At 66.9% G+C, this 18,968-nt stretch carries 24 protein-coding genes; 2 read left to right on the top strand and 22 right to left on the bottom strand.

What is annotated here, in order from left to right; all coding sequences use genetic code 11:
- Nucleotide 1: 1 nt before the first annotated feature.
- The 6 genes from G0D83_RS27155 to G0D83_RS27130 all read right to left on the bottom strand — a co-directional run bounded on the left by G0D83_RS27155 (nt 2) and on the right by G0D83_RS27130 (nt 5,461).
- Nucleotides 2-1,141 (bottom strand): DNA recombination protein RmuC, encoded by a 1,140-nt coding sequence (locus tag G0D83_RS27155; protein ID WP_164197640.1) that lies wholly within the window; start codon nt 1,139-1,141, stop codon nt 2-4.
- On the bottom strand, nt 1,138-3,120 hold the full coding sequence (gene mutL, locus G0D83_RS27150) for a DNA mismatch repair endonuclease MutL (protein WP_164197639.1): 1,983 nt from the start codon (nt 3,118-3,120) through the stop codon (nt 1,138-1,140). Before mutL ends, G0D83_RS27155 begins: the two co-directional genes overlap by 4 nt.
- 63 nt (nt 3,121-3,183) lie before the next feature.
- On the bottom strand, nt 3,184-3,660 hold the full coding sequence (locus G0D83_RS27145; protein ID WP_164197638.1) for an aminoacyl-tRNA deacylase: 477 nt from the start codon (nt 3,658-3,660) through the stop codon (nt 3,184-3,186).
- Nucleotides 3,657-4,019, bottom strand: coding sequence for a DUF4186 domain-containing protein (locus G0D83_RS27140; RefSeq protein ID WP_164197637.1), 363 nt, complete (start codon nt 4,017-4,019; stop codon nt 3,657-3,659). Before G0D83_RS27140 ends, G0D83_RS27145 begins: the two co-directional genes overlap by 4 nt.
- The gene (locus G0D83_RS27135) at nt 4,016-4,366 is read right to left on the bottom strand and encodes a YigZ family protein (RefSeq protein ID WP_164197636.1); all 351 of its coding nucleotides are present in this window, start codon (nt 4,364-4,366) and stop codon (nt 4,016-4,018) included. Before G0D83_RS27135 ends, G0D83_RS27140 begins: the two co-directional genes overlap by 4 nt.
- A gap of 39 nt (nt 4,367-4,405) precedes the next feature.
- Complete coding sequence (locus G0D83_RS27130; RefSeq protein WP_164197635.1) at nt 4,406-5,461, bottom strand: bifunctional transcriptional activator/DNA repair enzyme AdaA; 1,056 nt, start codon at nt 5,459-5,461, stop codon at nt 4,406-4,408.
- Nucleotides 5,462-5,618: 157 nt separating this feature from the next.
- Here G0D83_RS27130 and G0D83_RS27125 point away from each other — a divergent pair, with 157 nt between their 5' ends.
- The gene (locus G0D83_RS27125; RefSeq protein WP_164197634.1) at nt 5,619-5,993 is read left to right on the top strand and encodes a rhodanese-like domain-containing protein; all 375 of its coding nucleotides are present in this window, start codon (nt 5,619-5,621) and stop codon (nt 5,991-5,993) included.
- 92 nt (nt 5,994-6,085) lie between these two features.
- Here G0D83_RS27125 and G0D83_RS27120 read toward each other — a convergent pair whose 3' ends face one another.
- The 5 genes from G0D83_RS27120 to recO form a co-directional block, all read right to left on the bottom strand.
- Nucleotides 6,086-6,856, bottom strand: coding sequence for a FadR/GntR family transcriptional regulator (locus tag G0D83_RS27120; protein ID WP_164197633.1), 771 nt, complete (start codon nt 6,854-6,856; stop codon nt 6,086-6,088).
- Nucleotides 6,857-6,953: 97 nt separating this feature from the next.
- Nucleotides 6,954-7,400, bottom strand: a complete 447-nt coding sequence (locus G0D83_RS27115) for a molybdenum cofactor biosynthesis protein MoaE (RefSeq protein WP_164197632.1) — start codon at nt 7,398-7,400, stop codon at nt 6,954-6,956.
- A 4-nt stretch (nt 7,401-7,404) separates the two neighbouring features.
- Nucleotides 7,405-7,650, bottom strand: a complete 246-nt coding sequence (gene moaD, locus G0D83_RS27110; RefSeq protein WP_095884164.1) for a molybdopterin converting factor subunit 1 — start codon at nt 7,648-7,650, stop codon at nt 7,405-7,407.
- Nucleotides 7,650-8,315 carry a CDP-diacylglycerol--glycerol-3-phosphate 3-phosphatidyltransferase gene (pgsA, locus tag G0D83_RS27105; protein ID WP_164197631.1) on the bottom strand — a complete coding sequence of 222 codons (666 nt, stop codon included), beginning with the start codon at nt 8,313-8,315 and terminating at the stop codon, nt 7,650-7,652. Before pgsA ends, moaD begins: the two co-directional genes overlap by 1 nt.
- 55 nt (nt 8,316-8,370) lie before the next feature.
- Complete coding sequence (recO, locus tag G0D83_RS27100; RefSeq protein WP_164197630.1) at nt 8,371-9,099, bottom strand: DNA repair protein RecO; 729 nt, start codon at nt 9,097-9,099, stop codon at nt 8,371-8,373.
- Between the two features lie 206 nt (nt 9,100-9,305).
- On the opposite strand from recO, the gene G0D83_RS27095 reads away from it, so the two are divergent.
- Nucleotides 9,306-9,947, top strand: coding sequence for a Pr6Pr family membrane protein (locus tag G0D83_RS27095; protein ID WP_235940311.1), 642 nt, complete (start codon nt 9,306-9,308; stop codon nt 9,945-9,947).
- Here G0D83_RS27095 and G0D83_RS27090 read toward each other — a convergent pair.
- The 11 genes from G0D83_RS27090 to folK all read right to left on the bottom strand — a co-directional run bounded on the left by G0D83_RS27090 (nt 9,892) and on the right by folK (nt 18,863).
- Nucleotides 9,892-10,224 (bottom strand): DUF1491 family protein, encoded by a 333-nt coding sequence (locus G0D83_RS27090; RefSeq protein WP_164197628.1) that lies wholly within the window; start codon nt 10,222-10,224, stop codon nt 9,892-9,894. The genes G0D83_RS27095 and G0D83_RS27090 overlap by 56 nt on opposite strands.
- Nucleotides 10,217-11,125 (bottom strand): GTPase Era, encoded by a 909-nt coding sequence (gene era, locus G0D83_RS27085; protein WP_164197627.1) that lies wholly within the window; start codon nt 11,123-11,125, stop codon nt 10,217-10,219. The genes G0D83_RS27090 and era overlap by 8 nt, the downstream gene beginning before the upstream one ends.
- A 13-nt stretch (nt 11,126-11,138) precedes the next feature.
- Entirely contained in the window at nt 11,139-12,065 is a 927-nt protein-coding gene (locus tag G0D83_RS27080; RefSeq protein ID WP_235940309.1) for a DMT family transporter, read from the bottom strand.
- Nucleotides 12,058-12,744: a ribonuclease III gene (gene rnc, locus G0D83_RS27075; RefSeq protein ID WP_164197626.1), complete on the bottom strand. Its 687-nt coding sequence runs from the start codon at nt 12,742-12,744 to the stop codon at nt 12,058-12,060. Before rnc ends, G0D83_RS27080 begins: the two co-directional genes overlap by 8 nt.
- Nucleotides 12,741-13,574, bottom strand: a complete 834-nt coding sequence (gene lepB, locus G0D83_RS27070) for a signal peptidase I (RefSeq protein ID WP_108964385.1) — start codon at nt 13,572-13,574, stop codon at nt 12,741-12,743. Before lepB ends, rnc begins: the two co-directional genes overlap by 4 nt.
- A gap of 141 nt (nt 13,575-13,715) precedes the next feature.
- Nucleotides 13,716-14,135: a holo-ACP synthase gene (gene acpS, locus G0D83_RS27065; protein ID WP_108964386.1), complete on the bottom strand. Its 420-nt coding sequence runs from the start codon at nt 14,133-14,135 to the stop codon at nt 13,716-13,718.
- A gap of 25 nt (nt 14,136-14,160) precedes the next feature.
- Nucleotides 14,161-14,913: a pyridoxine 5'-phosphate synthase gene (locus G0D83_RS27060; RefSeq protein WP_164197625.1), complete on the bottom strand. Its 753-nt coding sequence runs from the start codon at nt 14,911-14,913 to the stop codon at nt 14,161-14,163.
- Nucleotides 14,914-14,957: 44 nt separating this feature from the next.
- On the bottom strand, nt 14,958-15,611 hold the full coding sequence (locus G0D83_RS27055) for a DUF2062 domain-containing protein (protein ID WP_108964388.1): 654 nt from the start codon (nt 15,609-15,611) through the stop codon (nt 14,958-14,960).
- A gap of 21 nt (nt 15,612-15,632) precedes the next feature.
- Nucleotides 15,633-17,771 carry a bifunctional (p)ppGpp synthetase/guanosine-3',5'-bis(diphosphate) 3'-pyrophosphohydrolase gene (locus tag G0D83_RS27050; protein ID WP_108964389.1) on the bottom strand — a complete coding sequence of 713 codons (2,139 nt, stop codon included), beginning with the start codon at nt 17,769-17,771 and terminating at the stop codon, nt 15,633-15,635.
- 40 nt (nt 17,772-17,811) lie between these two features.
- Nucleotides 17,812-18,165 carry a DNA-directed RNA polymerase subunit omega gene (rpoZ, locus tag G0D83_RS27045; RefSeq protein WP_095883970.1) on the bottom strand — a complete coding sequence of 118 codons (354 nt, stop codon included), beginning with the start codon at nt 18,163-18,165 and terminating at the stop codon, nt 17,812-17,814.
- Between the two features lie 110 nt (nt 18,166-18,275).
- A complete protein-coding gene (gene folK, locus G0D83_RS27040) occupies nt 18,276-18,863 on the bottom strand; it encodes a 2-amino-4-hydroxy-6-hydroxymethyldihydropteridine diphosphokinase (protein ID WP_235958204.1) in 588 nt (195 codons plus the stop codon).
- Between the last annotated feature and the right edge of the window lie 105 nt (nt 18,864-18,968).

Below are 18,968 nucleotides of genomic sequence, written 5' to 3'. Positions count from 1 at the left end.
GTCAGGTCTGCCGTGGCAATGGCACGATACGCCCCTCGGGCGCCAGATCTTCAAAATCAAAATTGTCGAGTTTTTGAGCACGTCGGCCCGCTTTCTCGGCGCTGATGCGGATTTCCGAAAGGTCCCGAGCGGCCATGCCGAAATGACGGTCAAGGTTCTCGACCCGGCCTTCAAGGCGCTCGATGTCCTGGTGCAGCAGGCCAAGTTCGCGGCGAATCGCCCCGGCCTGTTCGCGCATGCGGGCATCCTTGAGCACCGCGCGCAGGGTGTTCAGCGTCGCCATGCAGGTGGTCGGCGAGACAATCCAGACCCGCAGCGAAAAGCCCTCGCGCACCACCTCGGGAAAGCTGGCGTGCAACTCGGCGTAGACCGCTTCGGAGGGCAGGAACATGAGCGCGCTGTCGGCGGTCTCGCCGTCGAGGATGTAGCGGTCCGAAATGTCGCGAAGGTGCTTGCGCACCGAGATGCGGAAGGCCTGGGAGGCGCGCTGCTTGCCCTCGGGCGTCTCGGCGCGGCGCAACATCTCGTAGGCCTCAAGCGGGAACTTGGCGTCGATGACGATATGGCCCGGAGGCTCGGGCAGCTTGATCAGGCAATCGGCGCGGCGCCCGTTCGAAAGCGTCGCCTGCATCTTATAGCTGTCGGGCGGAAGCGCTTTCGAGACGATGTCGTTGAGCTGGATTTCCCCAAAGGCGCCGCGGGTCTGCTTGTTCGACAGGATGTCCTGCAGCGACAGCACGTCGCCCGAGAGCCTCGTGATGTTCTCCTGCGCTTCGTCGATGGTCTTCAGACGCTCCTGCAACTGGCCCAGCGAATGGGCGGTGCGGCGCGCGGTGCCGTGCAGGTTCTCGGACATGTTCTGCTGCACCTGCGCCAACCGCTTTTCCATTAGCTGCAGCATGGCATTCTGGCTTTTCACCTGGGCCTCGGAGACGTGGTGCAGCCCGCCGGCGAGCCGTTCCTGCCCCTCGGAGAGCGCCTGCACCCGCTGCGAGAGCTGGCTGAGCGGGTAGCCGAGCCTTGCGGCGCGGTTCGAGGCGCGGATCGCGAGGATCATCAGAAGCGCGAGCACGGCTGCACCCGCGGCGGCCCAGAGGCGCGGGTCGTCGAAGCCGATGGTCTGCCCGGCGATCTCGATCATGTGCGGCCGAAGAGCCTCTCGATATCCGAAAGCTTCAGCTCCACGTAGGTGGGGCGGCCATGGTTGCACTGGCCGGAGTGGGGCGTCGCCTCCATCTCGCGCAGGAGCGCGTTCATTTCCTCGGCGCGCATCCGGCGACCCGAGCGGATCGAGCCGTGGCAGGCGACGCGGCTCAGGATCGCTTCGAGCTTCTCCTGCACAAGCTGCGAGCTGCCGTAGTCCGAGAGCTCGTCGAGGATGTCCTTGATCAGCGCCTCGGCGTTGACCTCGCCGAGGATTGCCGGGGTCTCGCGCACCGCCAGCGCCGAGCCGCCGAAGGGCTCGACCGACAGGCCCATACGGCCAAGGTCGTCGGAGATGTCGAGGATTCGCGACAGGTCGTCCTGCGACAACTCGACGATCTCGGGGATCAGAAGCGCCTGCGCCGCGACTCCGCGCTCGGCCATCTGGCGTTTCAGCTTTTCATAGACCAGCCGCTCGTGCGCCGCGTGCTGGTCGACGATCACGATGCCGGTCTCGGTCTGCGCGATGATGTAGTTTTCGTGCACCTGGCCCCGCGCCGCGCCAAGCGGCAGCTGTGCGGCCTCCGGTTCGACCGGAGCGTCCTCGACCACCCGGCCCGACCAGCTGCCCTGCATCTCGGCGAAGCCCTGCGTCTGCGCCGGAGGGACGCGCGGCGGCGCCGGGACAAAATTGGGGTCGGGCGCCTGCGCGGCATAGGCGGCGCTGCGCGCGCCCGCCGAGGGGCGGTCCATCTGGTAGACGCGGGCGTGGGGCGCTGCCGCCGGGGCCGCGCCGAGCGGCGCGCCGCCGCCGTAGGCGCCGAAGGTGCTGTCGCGCGAGGGTTGCTGGTGCAGCGGGACTTGCCCGGTGTCGAGCTGCCGCGGAAACTCGGGGCGCAGGGCCGCCAGCGTGTCGGCGGCCACGGTGCTCGAGGCGCGGTGCCCAGCGTCGGCAAGCGCGTGGCGCAAGGCTGAGACGATCAGCCCGCGCACGATGCCCGGCTCGCGGAACCGCACCTCGGATTTGGCCGGGTGCACGTTCACGTCGACGAGATGCGGGTCGCAGTCGACAAACAGTGCCACCGCCGGATGCCGGTCGCGGCTGAGGTAATCGGCATAGGCCCCGCGCAGCGCGCCGAAGAGCAGCTTGTCCTGCACCGGGCGGCCATTGACGAAGAGATGCTGTGCCACCGAAGAGCCGCGCGAATAGGTCGGCAGAGCCGCGTAGCCGGTCAGGCGGAAGCCGTCACGCTCGGCGTCGATGGCCAGCGCATTGTCGGTGAACTCGGCGCCCAGCACCTGCGCCAGCCGGCCCCGGAGCGCGTCAAAGAGATCGCCCGAGACGGCGTCGGCGCGGAAGCTCACCCGGTCCTTGCCCTGCGAGACGTCGCGCAGGGTGAAGCCCACCGAAGGCTCGGCCATGGCGAGCCGCTTCATCACGTCCGAGATCGACATCATCTCGGCGCGGTCGGTGCGCAGGAACTTTAGCCGCGCCGGGGTGGCGAAGAAGAGATCGCGCAGGGCGACCACGGTGCCGGGGTTCAGCGCTGCCGGCTTCACCGCGCCCATCTGCCCGCCCGAGACTGCGATCTCTGCTCCGTCCTGCCCGGCGACGCGGCTCTGGATGCTCAGTCGCCCGACGGCGCCCAGCGAGGGCAGCGCCTCGCCGCGGAAGCCGAAGCTGTGGATGTTCAGAAGATCCGAGCCGTCGATCTTCGAAGTGGCATGGCGCGACAGCGCCAGCGGCAGCTCGTCCGGCCCCATGCCGCAGCCGTCGTCGCTCACCCGGATCAGCGTCTTGCCGCCGTCGGCGATTTCCACCGTGACGCGAGTCGCCCCGGCGTCGATGGCGTTTTCCACCAGTTCCTTGACCGCCGAGGCCGGGCGCTCGACCACCTCGCCGGCGGCGATGCGGTTGATGGCCGCCTCGTCGAGCTGCCGGATGACGGGACGCATATTGGGGCTGTGGGTGTTCATGCCACCATACCTAGCAGGGATTTCGCGATTCTGGAACGGATAGCGCCAAGCAGCGCAGCGCGGTCAGTCCGCAGCCAGCGGGGCCGCCCTGCCGCCGGAAACCTCTAGCGCGTCCCGTGGGGTGACCACCACCATCAATCCGCGCCTGCCGCCGTTGAGCACGACTTGCTCGGCCGCCATCGCCGCCGCCTCGAAGACCGTGGGCACGCGCTTCTTCTGACCGAAGGGGCTGATTCCCCCGGTGTGCATGCCTGTGAGCCGCTCGGCCTTGGCCGGGTCCATCATCTGCGCCGACTTGCCGCCGAAGGCGCTGGCGACGCGCTTCATCGACAGCGTGGCGCCCGAGGGGATGGCGGCGCAGCAGGGCTTGCCATCGACCTCGACCATCAGCGTCTTCAGCACCTGTTCCGGCGGCCAGCCGATCTGCTCGGCCGCATGCAGCCCGATCTGCGCCTGCCCGGAGACGTAGTCATACTCCAGCAGCTCGAACCTCACCTTGGCGCGCGTCAGCGCCTGCGTGGCCGGTGTGCCCTTGCTCATGCCCGATATCCCATCTGCCGGTCGATCCAGGTGAGGATGACCGCTACCACTTGCGCTTGCTCGTCGTCGCTCAGAGCGCGCCCCGCCGCCAGCCCGTGCCACTTCGCAAGGCAGCCCCGGCAGCAGGTCGCCGTGGCGTGCTGCGCGACGAAAACCGGGTGGCCCCGCATGGGTGTCTGCTTGCCGTCGTTTCTCGGCTCTGCCGGGGCGAGCCGCTCGGAGATGAAATCCCGCGCATGCGACAGGATCACCGCGCGGCCCTTGGCGTTGGCATAGTCCCGTTCCTTCGGTCCAAGCCGGAATCGGCTGCGAAACTTGGAGCGGGCCAGCCGCTCGAACAGCTGATCCAGAGCTGTCATTCCATGCTCTTGAGATAGGTGCGTACGGCGTCCTGAACGTGGCGGAAGCGGTCGCCGCCAAGGTGCTTGCCGCCGTACCAGCGGGTCACCACGATGATGTGGTTGCGCACCTCCTCGCGCTCCAGCATCCGCAGGATCACCATTCCCGCGCCGCTCTCGCCATCGTCGTTCTTGATCGGCGCCTCGTCGGTCAGAAGGCCCCAGGTGTTGTGCGTTGCCTTGGCGAATCTTTTGTTGCGCTTGAGCTCCTTGAGAAAGGCCTTGGCCTCTTGCTCCGAAGTGCAAGGTCCGCCCGAGACCGCGTATTTCGAGCCGCGGTCGCTGATGATATTCTCGAGAATGCGCATGCCAGAGGGGTAAGCCGCGCCGCGCCAGCGCGCAAGCCTTCAGCCCCCGAGATGGCCCCGCTCGATTTCCAAGAGCCGCTGCTTGCGCCAGAGCCCGCCGCCGTAGCCGGTGAGCGACCCGTCCGCACCGATCACCCGGTGGCAGGGGATTACCAGCGCGATCTGGTTGGCACCATTGGCCTGCGCCACCGCCCGCACCGCAGAGGGCCGCCCCAGCGCCTGCGCCAGAGCGCCGTAGCTGCGCGTCTCGCCCGCCGGGATCTCGCGCAGGGCGCGCCAGACCGCGGTGGTGAACTCCGAGCCATGCAGCGCCAGCGGCGTGTCGAACTGCGCGCTCTCCCCGGCAAAGAAGCGCGCCAGCTCCGCGCGGATCTGATCGGACGGCGCGAACCTTCCGACCCCGATCTCGCCGCCCGCGCCCTTGCGCAGCTTTTCGAGCTCGCGTGGCAGCGCCTTGCGGTCCATGAACTCCAGCAGGTGCAGGTGGCTCTTCGAGCAGACCGAGACCATGTCGCCGAGCGGCGTGGCGATCCAGTCCGCCCGCAGGAGTGCATCGGCTTTCAAGGCCCCCGGCGCCACGCCGAGCGCCCGGGCAAATCCCGCGCGGAAGGCTGAGGCGCTCTCGAAGCCCGCATCGAGCTGCGCCTCGATCACCGGCGCGCCCGAGGCCAGCGCGGTGAATCCCTCGCGCAGCCGCCGCTGCCGGGCCATTTCGAGGAAAGTCATGCCGAACTGCCGCTTGAAAGCGCGCCGCACGGTCGAGGGATCGAGTCCCATCGCGACGAGATCCGGCTCGGACCAGCGGAAGGCGGGGCGCGCCTCCAGCGCGTCCAGCAACCGCGCGATCACCGGGTCGCTCTGGGCCATGGGGTTCAGCGGATGGCAACGCTTGCACGGGCGGAAACCGGCGGCGATGCACTCCCCCACGGTCTCGTGGAAGGTGCAGTTCGCGCGCAGCGGTTTGCGCGCCGGGCAGGTCAGCCGGCAGAAGATGCCGGTCGAGGCGACGCAGACAAAGGCCCGGCCATCGTAGGACGGGTCGCGGTCGAGCAGCGCCCGGTAGAGCTTGTCGGGGTCAGGAAGGGCAAACAGCATGGTCCGACTCTAGCCGATCCGCGTGTGGCATGCCGCCGGAAATCGGGCGGCTATTCACATTCCCGGCGGCGCAGTGCCGCGCCGCTCTTGCCAAGGCGGCGGGCGAGCCCACATGTGATAAAAGATCGCAATTTCGATATATGAAAGGAGCCGAACGATGAAGACCGAGGAAGTGGGCGCCGCCCTGCTGGAGACGTGGTCCGTCGACGAGGTCGCCGAGGCCTTTGATCGCAACGAGATCGTGCTGATCGACGTGCGCACGCCGCAGGAATACATGTTCGAGCACATCGAGGGCGCGCTGCTGATGCCCATGGCCTTCTTCAAGCCCGAGAAGCTGCCGGGGCAGGGCGAGAAGCGGATCGTCTTCCACTGCGGTTCGGGCGCGCGTTCCGAGCGGGTCGCCCGCGCTGCCATCGCTGCCGGTCTCGCGCGAGTCGCGCATATGGAGGGCGGCTTCGGCGCGTGGAAGGGCAGCCACAAGCCCTACATCGGCACCAACATGGCCACCGGCGCTCCGACCCCGATCAGTTGAGCGGTCTCCGTCCCCGGGCCTTCTTCTCTGTCAAAATACGCTGGGGGGTGAATTGGCCGCAGGCCAAGAGGGGCAGCGCCACCTTGCGTGCCTCAGCCCCGCCCGGTCACCCGGTCGAAGCGCTGCCGGGCCACGTCCTCGTCGCGCTCGGCCTTGCGGTCGGCGATCAGCGCCGCCTCGACGTAGCCGAGGTGCGCCTGCACCGCCGCCTTTGCGCCCGCCGGGTCGCGCGCCTGGAGCGCGGCGTTGATGGCGCGGTGTTGCTCGAGCAGGGCCTCGCGGGTGGTGCGCTGCTTGAACATGATCGAGCGGTTGTAGAAGACTCCCTCGCGCAGCAGCTGATACATCGAGCGCATCATGTGCAGCATGATGACGTTGTGGCTGGCCTCGATGATCGCGAGGTGGAAGTCGGCGTCGAGCCGCGCTTCCTCGGCCGGGTTGCGCTTCATATGCGCCGCTTCCATCTTTGCGAAGAGCGCCTCGATGACCTTCAGATCCGAGGGCGTCCCCTGCAGCGCCGCGCGCTCCGCCGCCAGACCCTCCATGTCCCGGCGGAAGCTGAGGTAGTCAAACACAGCTTCGTCATGTTTGGAAAAGAGCTGGATCAATGCGTCGGAAAATGCCGATCCGAGTACCTCGGTGACGAAGATACCGGCCCCGGCCCGGGTCTCCAAGAGGCCGCGGTCCTGCAGGTCTGCCACCGCCTCGCGCAGGCTTGGGCGCGACACGCCCAGCCGTTCCGACAGCTCGCGCTCGGCAGGAAGGCGCTCGCCCGGTCGCAGGATGCCGCGCAGGATCAGCTCTTCGATCTGCCGCACCACGGCGCTGGATAGTTTCTCGGACTGCACGGGGCGGAAGGGCATGAATGGGTCCTGACAGGCGGGAATTGGTCATATCATATGACCACGCGTGCCGTGGCTCAAGCGCGACAAGAGGACAGTGGTGCATAGCAAGAGGCGCTCACCAGCGCGACAGCGCGTCCTCGTCCTCGTCCTTGGCGGCCACCCAGGAGGTGCCGCCGCTGCCGCTTTCCTTCTTCCAGAAGGGCGCTCGGGACTTGAGGTAGTCCATCAGGTACTCGGCGGCCTCGAAGGCATGGCCGCGATGCTTTGAGGCTGTGGCGACCATCATGATGCGCTCGCCCGGACCCATGCGGCCGTAGCGGTGGATCACCAGAACCTCGCCGAGATCCCAGCGTGCCTCGGCCTCGGCGGCGATCGCCTCGAGCGCCATCTGGGTCATGCCGGGGTAGTGCTCGATTTCCATCGTCTCAAGCGTGCCCGAGACGTCGCGCACCACGCCGGTAAAGGTCACCACGGCGCCCATGTCGGTGCGGCCCGCGGCGAAGGTGTCGGCCTCGGCACCGAAGTCGAAGGGTTCTTCCTGCACGACCACCCGGATCGACATGGTCTCAGCCCCCGGTCATCGGCGGGAAAAAGGCGACTTCGCGCACGCCGGCAAGCGGTGCGTCGAACTCGGAGAGTTCCTGGTCCAAGGCCACGCGCAGGGCCGAAAGATCGGAGAAGGCCATGGCATAGCGCTCCTCGCGGCCACGCAACTCCTCAATAAGATCGTTGACCGTGGCGGCTTCGGTCTCGTAGCGCTCCTTCGGCAGGCCGATGCGCTCGCGCACCCAGGCGAAATAGAGCAGATCCATCACTTCTCGTCCTTCAGGAACGGCAGGGCCTTCACGAAGTAGTCCCAGCCGGTGATCAGTGTCAGCGCGGCGGCGATCCACAGCAGCGTCAGGCCAAGGTGCCCGGTCCAGATCATCCCGGTCTCTTGCCAGCGCAGCCCGTGCGGATCGGCGCCGCCGCTGTCGAGCGCCTGGGCCACGGTCTGCCGGTCCAGCGCCTCGACGCTGAGAGCAAGGTAATGCTCGAAGACGCCCTGTGAAAAGAGCGTGGCGATGGCGATCATCTGGAAGGTGGTTTTCCACTTCGCCAGCTTGGTCACCTTGAGCGTGCCCGCGGTGTCGCCGAGATACTCGCGCAGCCCCGAGACGAACACCTCGCGGAAGAGAATCATCGTGGCGGGCAGCACCAGCCAGGGTGACATCGACGAATAGCCGACGATCACCATCAGCGCGATCACCACCATCGCCTTGTCTGCGATGGGATCGAGCATGGCGCCGATCTTGCTTTCCTGTCCCCAGAGGCGGGCAAGGTAGCCGTCGAACCAGTCGGTGACGGCGGCCCCGACGAAGAGCAGCAGCGCGAACCAGTCGGCGAGCGGCCGCGAGAAGTACAGGAACATCACCGCCACGCCGGGTGCGGCGATCAGGCGGAGGGCGGTGAGGATATTTGGCAGGTTCCAGCGCATGCGACTTACGTAGCGCGCTTTTTCAGGAGGGGAAAGACGCCTCACGCGGGAGAGCTCACACGGTGCTGCGACGAAATCTCTCGACATAGGCGGCGCGGGCCTGCGGCAGGGGCCTGTCGCGCAGCGCGGGCGCCATGTGGCGCTCGAGAAAGTGTCCCGTCGTGCGCAGCGCCTCGAGGATCTCGCCATCGCCGCCGGGGCCTTCGCCCTTCAGAATGTCGGGCAGGGGCAGCAGCCGGTCGGCCCATTCCCCTGCGGCTTGGCGCGAGACGGCACGGCCGGTGCGCGGCGAGACGAAACAAAGCTCCTCGTTGGTGCCGCGCACCGCGCAGGCCGAGAGATCGAGCCCGAAGCCCATCTCGTCGAGCAGCGCCATTTCCCAGCGGAGATAGGCGAGGGGCCAGAGCTCACGCTCGGGCAGCAGGTCGAGCAGCGCCTCGGTGCGGGCGTAGAGCCTGGGGTGCGCCTCGCGCTCGGGCAGCGAGAAGGCGAGCAGGGCACAGACCGCGTTGAGCCCCGCCAGCGACAGCCGGTCCGCCAGCGCATTGGCGGCCCGCGAGCGCTGCGGCTCGGCGGTGAAGCTGCCCATGTGGTCTTCGAGCCGCGCCTTCCAGGTCAGGTCGAGCTGCGCGCCTGGCTGCAGCAAGGGGGCGACACGGCGCGAGGCACCGCCGCGCAGCACGCCCATGTGCCGCCCGTGCCCGGGGGTGAAGACCTCGAGGATAGCCGAGCTTTCGCCGTGCCTGCGCGAGGTCAGAAGGATGCCGGTGTCGCGCCATTCCATGCGCGCACTTTCGGAGTTTGCGAGGGTGGGGGCAAGGGGCGCGGGCGGGGGCGTTGGCACAGAGCCTTCCATGGCCGCCTGCCGATTGCATGGACCGGTGGTGGGGGGCGGCCTGCTCGCACGCGGACACCGCCGTGTGAGCCGCCCATTGCTTGGCCTCGCAATAAACGTCGTCCTGAAGTAGGATGGTCGGCCCGGGAGATGCCATGACCCAGACTCACCGCTTCACCGCCCTGCTGATTGCCCTGCTCGCCTTGGGGGCACTGTGGTTGCAGGTCTACGTGGGGCTCGTGCGCAGGCCGGATCACGAGGTCTGGCAAGAGCTCTGGCGGCTGGGGCGCTACTTCACCATCCTGACCAACCTGATGGTCGCGGTGACCTTCGCCGGCATCGCGGCGGGGCACCGGAGCCCGCCGTGGTGGTTGGCCGCGGTCGCTCTGTGGATCCTCATCGTCGCCATCGTCTACCACGGTCTGCTGGCGCGGCCGCTGGACGGGATCCGCTGGTGGTCGGACATGGCGGTGCACACCTTCGTGCCGATCGCCGTCGGGCTCTGGTGGCTGGCGCTGGCGCCGAAGGACGGGCTGATGCCGCGGCACGCGCTCTGGTGGCTGCTCTGGCCGCTGATCTATGTCAGCTACGCGCTGATCCGTGGCGAGCTCGACGGGAGTCACCCGTATTTCTTCATCGACCCGCATGAGATCGGCTGGTCCGGCGTCGGCCTTTGGTGCGTGGCGCTGGGCGTGAGCTTTTGGCTCGGCGGTCTGGGGGTGGTGATGCTGGGACGGCTGCTCAGCCGTCCATCTCGTCCAGCAGATGGCGCCCCTGACGGTCCTCAAGCTCAATGACCCAGAGATCGGGGTCGAAGTCGCGTTGCTTCGAGACGCGCGCGTCAACCTCGTGTTCCGGCCCCTCGGCGAGCGTGGCCCACCGGCGGGCGCCGGTCATCAAATCCCATTCGCGGCTGAAGGCCACGGCCTTGCCGTCGAGCGTCGCGAGCTTGACGATCACCGCCCCGGCGGTGTCGTCGCCATGGGCGGTCACATAGGCGGGGATGTCCAGGAGCGAGAGCCGCCGCAGGTAGGCGCCGACCCAGACGTGGGTGGCGAGCCGAGGCTCAGGCATTGCCGTCCTTGAACTCGAGGCCCATCTCGGAATAGCGCTCGGCCTCTTCCAGCCAGTTCTCGCGGACCTTCACCTGCAGGAAGAGGTGCACCTTGCGGCCGAGGAATTCCTCGAGCTCGGCGCGCGAGGCCTGGCTGACTGACTTGATCGTCTCGCCCTTCTTGCCGAGCACGATGCCCTTGTGGCCGTCCCGGGTGACGTAGATGATCTGGTCGATGCGGGCCGAGCCGTCCTCGCGCTCTTCCCACTGCTCGGTTTCGACCGTCAGCTGGTAGGGCAGTTCCTGGTGCAGGCGAAGCGTCAGCTTCTCGCGGGTCATCTCGGCGGCGATCATGCGCATCGGCAGGTCGGCGATCTGGTCCTCGGGGTAGAGCCAGGGGCTCTCGGGCACCTGTTCCGCCAGCCACTTGCGCAGCGCGTCGACGCCATGGCCGCGCTCGGCCGAGATCATGAAGGTTTCGGCGAAGGCGTAGGCCTCGTTCATCTTCTGGGTCAGCGCCAGCAGGTCCTCGGCCTTGACCCGGTCGATCTTGTTGATCGCCAGCGCCACCTTGCGGCCGCGCGGCAGGTCCCGCAGCCCATCCAGGATGCGCTTCACGCCATCGGTCATGCCGCGGTGCGCCTCGATCAGCAGCACGATGATGTCGGCATCCGAGGCCCCGCCCCAGGCCGCCGCGACCATGGCGCGGTCGAGCCGGCGGCGCGGCTGGAACAGACCGGGCGTGTCGACGAAGACCAGCTGGCTCTCGCCCTCCATGGCCACGCCGCGGATGCGGGTGCGGGTGGTCTGCACCTTGTGGGTGACGATCGACACCTTGGCGCCCACCATGCGGTTGGTGAGCGTCGACTTGCCCGCGTTGGGCTCGCCGATGAGGGCGATGAATCCGGCACGTGTGGTCATTGGGGCGTTCCCGTTACTGACGATCCGTGGCCCTTACAGGCTTTTGCGGCGCGGGGCCAGAGCGGCCGCTGCGGATCAGCGTATAGCATCCCGACACGACAATCAGCAGCGCTCCTGCAAGGGTCCAGAGATCCGGGCGCTCGCCGAAAAGAAGATAGGCGAAGACCAGCGCCACTAGCAGCCGCGAGTAGCGGAAGGGGGCGACCACCGAGACCTCGCCGCTGCGCATGGCGCGGGTGAGCGCGGTATAGGCGCAGACCCCGACAAGTCCGGTGGCCAGCAGGCGCAGCAGCTCGGAGCCCTGCGGAAGGCGCGGCGGCGCGGGATCGAAGGGCAGCAGCAAGAGGCCCGCGAGGGTGACCACGGCGAAGCCGAGGATGCCAAGCTGCTTCGCCGAGACCGCGGGCGGTGCGGCCCGGGTGAAAAGGTCGCGCATGGCAAAGCCGAACATCGCCGCGATCGACAGCAGCGCGTCGAGCCGGAACGCCTCTGGCGTCGGGCGCACGATCAGCAGCACACCGATGAAGCCCACCGCCATGGCGGCCCAGCGGCGCGGGCCGACCTTCTCGCCCAGCAGCAGCGCTGCCCCGGCGGTGACCACCAAGGGCGCCGCCTGCAGGATCGAAGATGTCACGGACAGCGGCGTGTAGGCCAGCGACAGCGCGAAGAAGAGCCGTCCCATGATCTCGAAGAGCGTGCGCAGCAGCAGGCTGGGGCGCAGCATTGCCGGGTGCAGCACCGCCTCTCCTGCGCGCAGGGTCATCAGGGTGTAGAGCGTGACGCCGGTCAGGCCGAAGATCAGCGTTGCCTCGCCCGGTGGCAGGCCGGGGGCGACGGATTTGAACAGCGCGTCCTCGATGGCGAAAAGCGTCATCGCCAGCACCATGAAGCCGGCGCCGGTCGCGTTCGCGCTCATCCGCGGCGCGGCGGTGTCAGCCATTTTCGGAGACTTGTGCCAGCAGCGACGCGGCGGCCTCCTGCTCGGCCTTGCGTTTCGAGCCGGCGGTGGCCTCGGCTATCTGGCCGGAGGCGAGCCGCACCTCGATGGTGAAGACAGGCGCGTGGTCGGGGCCGGAGCGGGCGGTCTCGACGTAGGCGGGCGGGATCATGCCGCGCGCCTGCGCCCATTCCTGCAGCGAGGTCTTGGGATCGCGCGCGTCCTGCTCGACGGTCGAGACACGCGCGCCCCAGAGCCGCAGGATCATGTTCTGCGCCACCTCGAAGCCACCATCGAGGTAGACCGCCGCGATCACCGCCTCCATGGCATCGCCAAGCAGCGCCTGCTTGCGCCGGCCACCCGACATCATCTCGGAGCGGCCGAGCTTCAGCGCGGCGCCGATGTCGACCTCGCGCGCGACCTCGGCGCAGGCTTCCTTGCGCACCAGCGCGTTGAAGCGCGGCGCGAGCTGACCCTCGCTGGCCTTGCGGTCCTCGGACAGCAGCGCCTCGGCCATGACGAGGCCGAGCACGCGATCACCGAGGAATTCGAGCCGCTGGTTGTCCTCGCGGCCGGGGCCGGACATCGACGAATGGGTCAGCGCGCGCCGCAGCAGCTCGGGCCGGTCGAACCGATGCCCCAGCCGCTGCTCCAGTGCTTCTATTTCTGCAGAACGCTTCATGTGATCTTGTGGAAGAACCGATCCGACCGCCAGGTCCAGAAGAACAGCATCGACCGGCCGGACGAGGAGAACATCACCCGGGTTGCCTTGCCGATGATATTCTCGAAGGGCACGAAGCCGACGCCTCCCGCGGCGTTGGGCACACGGCTGTCGGCGGAGTTGTCGCGGTTGTCGCCCATCATGAAGAAGTGACCCTCGGGAACGGTGTAGATCGGCGTGTTGTCCGACCCCTGCATGGCGATGTTGAGGATATCATGCTTCACGCCGTTCGGCAGCGTTTCGGTCCAGCGCGATTTCTCGCAGACGCCGCCGGTGCCCACGGGGCCGTTCTCGCAGCGCGGGCGCAGCCCCTGTGGCCCCTGCGGTTCGGCAGTCTCGGTGAAGGTGCCATTGGCCTCGACCTCGACCGGGGTGCCGTTGATGTGGAGCAGCCCCTGCTTGACTTGGATCTGGTCGCCCGGCAGGCCGATCACCCGCTTGATGAAGTCCGTGCCGTTGACCGGGTGACGGAAGACCACCACGTCGCCGCGCTCGGGTTCAGAGCCGAAGAGCCGGGTGTTGTCGCCGTCGAGAAAGCCGCAGATATCCTTGGCGTCGATGTCGATGCCGAAGGAGTTCAGGCGGATCGACGGGCAGGAGGCATAGGAATAGCCGTAGGTCATCTTGTTGACGAAGAGGAAGTCGCCGATCAGCAGCGTGTCCTTCATCGAGCCCGAGGGAATCCAGAAGGGCTGGAAGAACAGCGTGCGGAAGACGCCCGCGATGACCAGCGCCCAGAACACCGTCTTGACGGTTTCCCAGATCCCGCCCGATTTCTCTTCTTTTGCCATGAAAACCCGCCCCTGTGCCTCGATGTGCCTCGGTTCCTAGGCTTCATGGGCGGGGGCGGGGAGAGTGTCAAGGCGGCGCAAAGGCCGGGCAAATCTCTTCGGAGAGATTTGCAAAACTCGTCGAAGGGTTTTGCTCGGGCGTTACCCCGATGTGATCGGGGTTTTCAGCGGTCTCGCCTCGATCACCACGAAGGCCTGCGCCCAGGGGTGATCGTCGGTCAGCGTCACGTGAATGATCGCCTCATGGTCCGGCGGGGTCATCAGCGCGAGCCGCTCCTTCGCCCAGCCGGTCACCTGCATGACGGGCTGGCCCGTCGGCAGGTTGCTCACCGCCATGTCCTTCCACGAAATGCCCATGCGCAGCCCGGTGCCGAGCGCCTTGGAGCAGGCCTCCTTGGCCGCCCAGCGTTTGGCATAGGTGCCCGCCACGTCCTTGCGGCGCTCGGCCTTGCGTTGCTCGGTCTCGGTGAAGACGCGGTTCCGGAAACGGTCACCGAAGCGCGCGAGTGTCGCCTCGATGCGCTCGATATTCGCAAGGTCGGTGCCGATTCCGAGGATCATCCGTGGTCTCCGGGGTCGCGGGCGGTTACGCCCGCGCCTCGTCCATCAGGCGGCGCATCTCGGCGATCGCCGGGCCGAGCCCGAGGAAAATCGCCTCGCCGATGAGGAAATGGCCGATGTTGAGCTCGACGACCTCGGGGAAGGCAGCGATGGGCTGCACCGTGTCGTAGGTCAGCCCGTGGCCGGCGTGCACCTCGAGCCCCAGCGCATGGGCGAAGGCGGCCATCTCGCGCAGGCGTTCGAGCTCGGCGTCGCGCTCGTCGAACCTGCCTTCGGCGTGCAGGTCGCAATAGGCGCCGGTGTGCAGCTCGATCACCTGCGCGCCGATGCGATGCGCGGCCTCGATCTGCGGCTTGTCGGGAGCGATGAAAATCGACACCCGGCAGCCCACCTCGCGCAGGGGCGCGATGAAATGCGCCAGCCGGTTCTCTTCGCGCGCCACCTCGAGCCCGCCCTCGGTGGTGCGCTCCTCGCGCTTCTCGGGGACGATGCAGACCGCGTGCGGCTTATGGCGCAGCGCGATGGCCTGCATCTCGTCGGTGGCGGCCATCTCGAAGTTCAGCGGCACCGAAAGCGCGCCCATCAGCCCGTCGATGTCGGCGTCAGAGATGTGGCGGCGGTCTTCGCGCAGGTGCGCGGTGATGCCGTCGGCCCCGGCCTCCTCGGCGATCCTGGCGGCGCGCAGGGGGTCGGGATAGGCGCTGCCGCGGGCATTGCGCACGGTGGCGACGTGGTCGATGTTGACGCCAAGTCTCAGGCGGCCGGCATAGGGGGTCATCGCGTGTCCTCCGGGCGACGATAGGGGTCTCTTCGCGCCGGACCCTAGTCCGGCGCGCCGCCCTCGTCAGCCGCTTTCTGCTTCTTTTTCAAAGCAGCGAGCTTTTTCTTCAGCGCGCCGCGGCGGCGGTTCTGGTAGGCGCGGATCACCGGCACCGAAAGGTAATAGGCCACCAGCCCGGAAATGATGCCGGGAAGGATGCCGCCGATCAGGTAGGGGTAAAAGACCTCGTGAAAGAAGATCCGCAGGTTGGTCCAGTCCGCCGGGTCCCCGGTGAAGACCGCGCAGACGTTGTGCCAGAGGTCTTGGCCCGCGTAGGCGAACTTGTCGAGCAGCGAGGCGTGATGCGGCGAGCGGCGGTCGATGCCGAGCAGGAAATACCCCAGTTCCAGCGAGACAATGCCGATCGGAACGTAGGTCAGCGGGTTGCCGAAGAAGGTGCCGAGCAACGAGGCTAGGATATTGCCCCGCACCAGCCAGGCGAGCGCGGCGGCCACCACGAAATGTAGCCCATAGAGCGGGGTGAAGGTGGTGAAGACCCCGGCAAAGATGCCACGGGCGATCGTCTCAGGCGAATCGGGAAGCCGGTGCAGGCGATATTGGACATAACGGGCGGCGCGCCCCCAGCCGCCACGCGGCCAGAAGAATTCGAGCACGGCCCTCCAGACTGGCCGTTTGTCGCGCCGCTTGAAGACCAATGGCGCCTTTCCCCTTTGTCTCTATTCCGCAGCGGCAGGCACGGCCGCCAGGGAGGTATCGCGGTGACGGCTGACCGAGGCCACGTCGCTTTCGGCTTCGAGTGCAGACATCACCGAATGGAGGTGCTCGGCGTCTCTCAGTTCCACGTCTATCTGGAGTCTGAAGAAATCCGGTTTCCGGTCGATGAAGTGCAGGTCCGAGATATTGGCCCCGCGCTCGCCGATCAAGGTGCAAATGCGCCCCAACACCCCGGCATCGTTGCCGACCGTGAGGTCAAGGCTCATGTCATAGGCCGCGGGGTGCGTGCCCTCGGCCCAGTGCAGGTCAACCCAGCGCTCGGGCTGTTCCTCGTATTTGGCCAAAGCTTCGCAGTCGATGGCATGTACGAAGACGCCCTTGCCGCGCTTGGTAATGCCGACGATCCGCTCGCCCGGCAGCGGCTGACAGCAGCGCGCCCGGGTGAAGCCGGTGCCTGGCTCGAGGCCGATCACCGCGCGCTGCATCTCGACCTCATGGGCGTCGGACGGCGTAAGGTCGGGATAGACCGCGTGCACCACCTCGCGGGTGGTCAATTCCGCGCTACCAAGGCGGGCGAGCACTTCGTCCGCCCCCTCGAGTCGGAGCGTCTTGGCCGCCTTTTCCAGCACTTTGTCGGTGGATTTCTTGCCGACGTGTTCGAAGGCGGAGCGCGCCAGTTCCTGTCCGAGCTTGATGAAGCGGCCACGACCGGCCTCGCGCAGGGCGCGGCGGATGGCGCTGCGTGCCTTGCCGGTGGTGGCGATGTCGAGCCAAGTTGCCTGCGGGGTCTGCCCCTCGGCGGTGATGATCTCGACCGACTGGCCATTTTTCAGCCGGGTCCAGAGCGGCACGCGGATGCCGTCGACCTTGGCGCCGACGCAAGCCGAGCCGATGCGGGTGTGGATGGCATAGGCGTAATCGAGCGGCGTGGCGCCGCGCGGCAGCTTCACCACGTCGCCCTTGGGCGTGAAGCAGAACACCTTGTCCGAATACATCTCGAGCTTCACCGCCTCGAGGAACTCGTCGTGATCCTCCTCGGCATCAAACTGTTCGGTGAGCGAGGAGATCCACTTGGCGGGATCGACGGCAAAGGGGTTCTCGGAGCGCACGCCATCCCGGTAGGACCAATGCGCGGCAACGCCGGTCTCGGCCACGTCGTGCATCTGCCGGGTGCGGATCTGCACCTCGACGCGCTTGCCGTCGCGGCCCGAGACGGTGGTGTGGATCGAGCGGTAGCCGTTGGATTTCGGCTGGCTGATGTAGTCCTTGAAGCGACCGGGGACCGAGCGCCAGCGCTGGTGGATTACCCCGAGTGCGCGGTAGCAATCCATCTCGGAGCGGGTGATCACCCGGAAACCGTAGATGTCCGAAAGGCGCGAGAAGCCCATGCCCTTTTCCTGCATCTTGCGCCAGATCGAATAGGGCTTCTTGGCGCGGCCGAAGACCTCGGCCTCGATCTGCGCCTCTTCCAGCTCTTGCCGCATGTCGCCGGTGATCCGGTGGATCACGTCGCCGGCTTCCTTCTGCAGGTTGATGAAGCGGCGGATGATCGAGGCGCGCCCCTCGGGGTTGAGCACCCGGAAGGCCAGGTCCTCGAGTTCTTCGCGCATCCACTGCATGCCCATGCGGCCGGCCAGCGGCGCGTAGATGTCCATGGTCTCGCGCGCCTTCTGCACCTGCTTCTCAGGGCGCATGGCCTTGATCGTGCGCATATTGTGCAGTCGGTCGGCGAGCTTCACCAGAATCACCCGCAAGTCGCGGGACATCGCCATGAAGAGCTTGCGGAAGTTTTCGGCCTGCTTGGTCTCGGACGAGGAGAGCTGCAGGTTGGTCAGCTTGGTGACCCCGTCGACCAGATCCGCCACCTCGGTTCCGAACCGGTCCGCGACATCCTGGTACGAGGCGCGGGTGTCCTCGATCGTGTCGTGCAGCAGGGCGGTGACGATGGTTGCGTCATCCAGTTGCTGCTCGGTCAGGATCGCGGCAACCGCAACGGGATGGGTGAAGTACAGCTCGCCCGAATGGCGATACTGCCCCTCATGCATCCGCAGGCCGTAATCATAGGCCTCGCGGATCAGCTTCTCGTTGGTCTTCGGGTTGTAGTTGCGGACCAGGGCAACAAGGTCTTCCGCCGCGATCATGGGCGCCCATCCTTACGCTGGCCCGCTACAAGCGAGCCTCTCAGCTCTCTCCTTGCGCTTCCATCAGGGCGCGCAGGAGCTTCTCTTCCGACATGTCGTCGTCTGCGGGCTTGTCCTGCTCGGCACCCATGAGAAGCGCCATGCTGTCCTCTTCGGGCTCGTCGACCTCGATCTGGGTCTGGTGCGACTCGATCAGGCGCTCGCGCAGCTCGTCGGCGGACTGGGTTTCCTCGGCGATTTCGCGCAGGGCGACCACCGGGTTCTTGTCGTTGTCGCGATCGACGGTGATCGGCGCACCCGAAGCCACTTCGCGCGCCCGATGGGACGCGAGCATCACCAGCTCGAAGCGGTTGGGAACCTTGTCGACGCAGTCTTCTACCGTGACGCGGGCCATGAGCGTTTCACCTTCGGTTGACCGTAAGAAATGAGACTCCTACCGCGATGCTTCTGGATTGACAAGCGCAAACGCGGCGTTCCATCGCCGCCCGTCAGTCACCCCTTCGATCACATTGGGACGACCTCGGCGCGGGCCTGCTCGGGCAGTGCGTCGCACAGTTCGCGCGCGGTGCGCCCGAGGAGCGGGTGACGCCAATCAGCGGCAATATCGCAAAGGGGAACAAGGACAAATGCCCGGTCCTGCAACCGCGGATGCGGAAGAATCAGCTCGGGCGGCGACACCTCGGTTTGCTTCTCCATGGCAAGGGTCCGCCAGCGCGTCTGGGCTGCCTCATTCGGCATCACAGTTTCGCCAGCGGCGAGAAGATCGAGGTCGAGCGTCCGGCTGCCCCAGCGGCGCTCTCTTTCGCGGCCGAACTGTGCCTCCACCCGGTGCAGCGCAGCAAGCAACAAAGCGGGATCCGAAGGGCCGTCCAGCATCGCGCAGGCGTTGCAGTAATCGGGTCCGAGTCCCGCAGGAAAACAAGGTGTTGCGTAGAACCTGCTGACCTTCTCTACGGAATATCCCTCGCGCGCGAGCGCCGCCAGTGCGGCCTCCAGAGTTTGTAGCGGGGTGCCGACCTCCGAAGGCAGGTTTGACCCCAGGGCAATCAGGAAACTCTTAGGTAAACCCATCCTTACACTATCCTTCTGCATATATTGCGCTGCTTGAAAAGCTGCCTGAAACGCTTACTCTCAAGGCGGGTGCCCCTTTATTCCATTTTTTCCACTCACGGATCCGGCGCCCTGATTGCTCGAAAG

The organism is Salipiger sp. PrR003 (assembly GCF_010500785.1).
Lineage (GTDB): Bacteria > Pseudomonadota > Alphaproteobacteria > Rhodobacterales > Rhodobacteraceae > Salipiger > Salipiger pacificus_A.
This window is presented reverse-complemented; position numbering and strand designations above follow the sequence as displayed.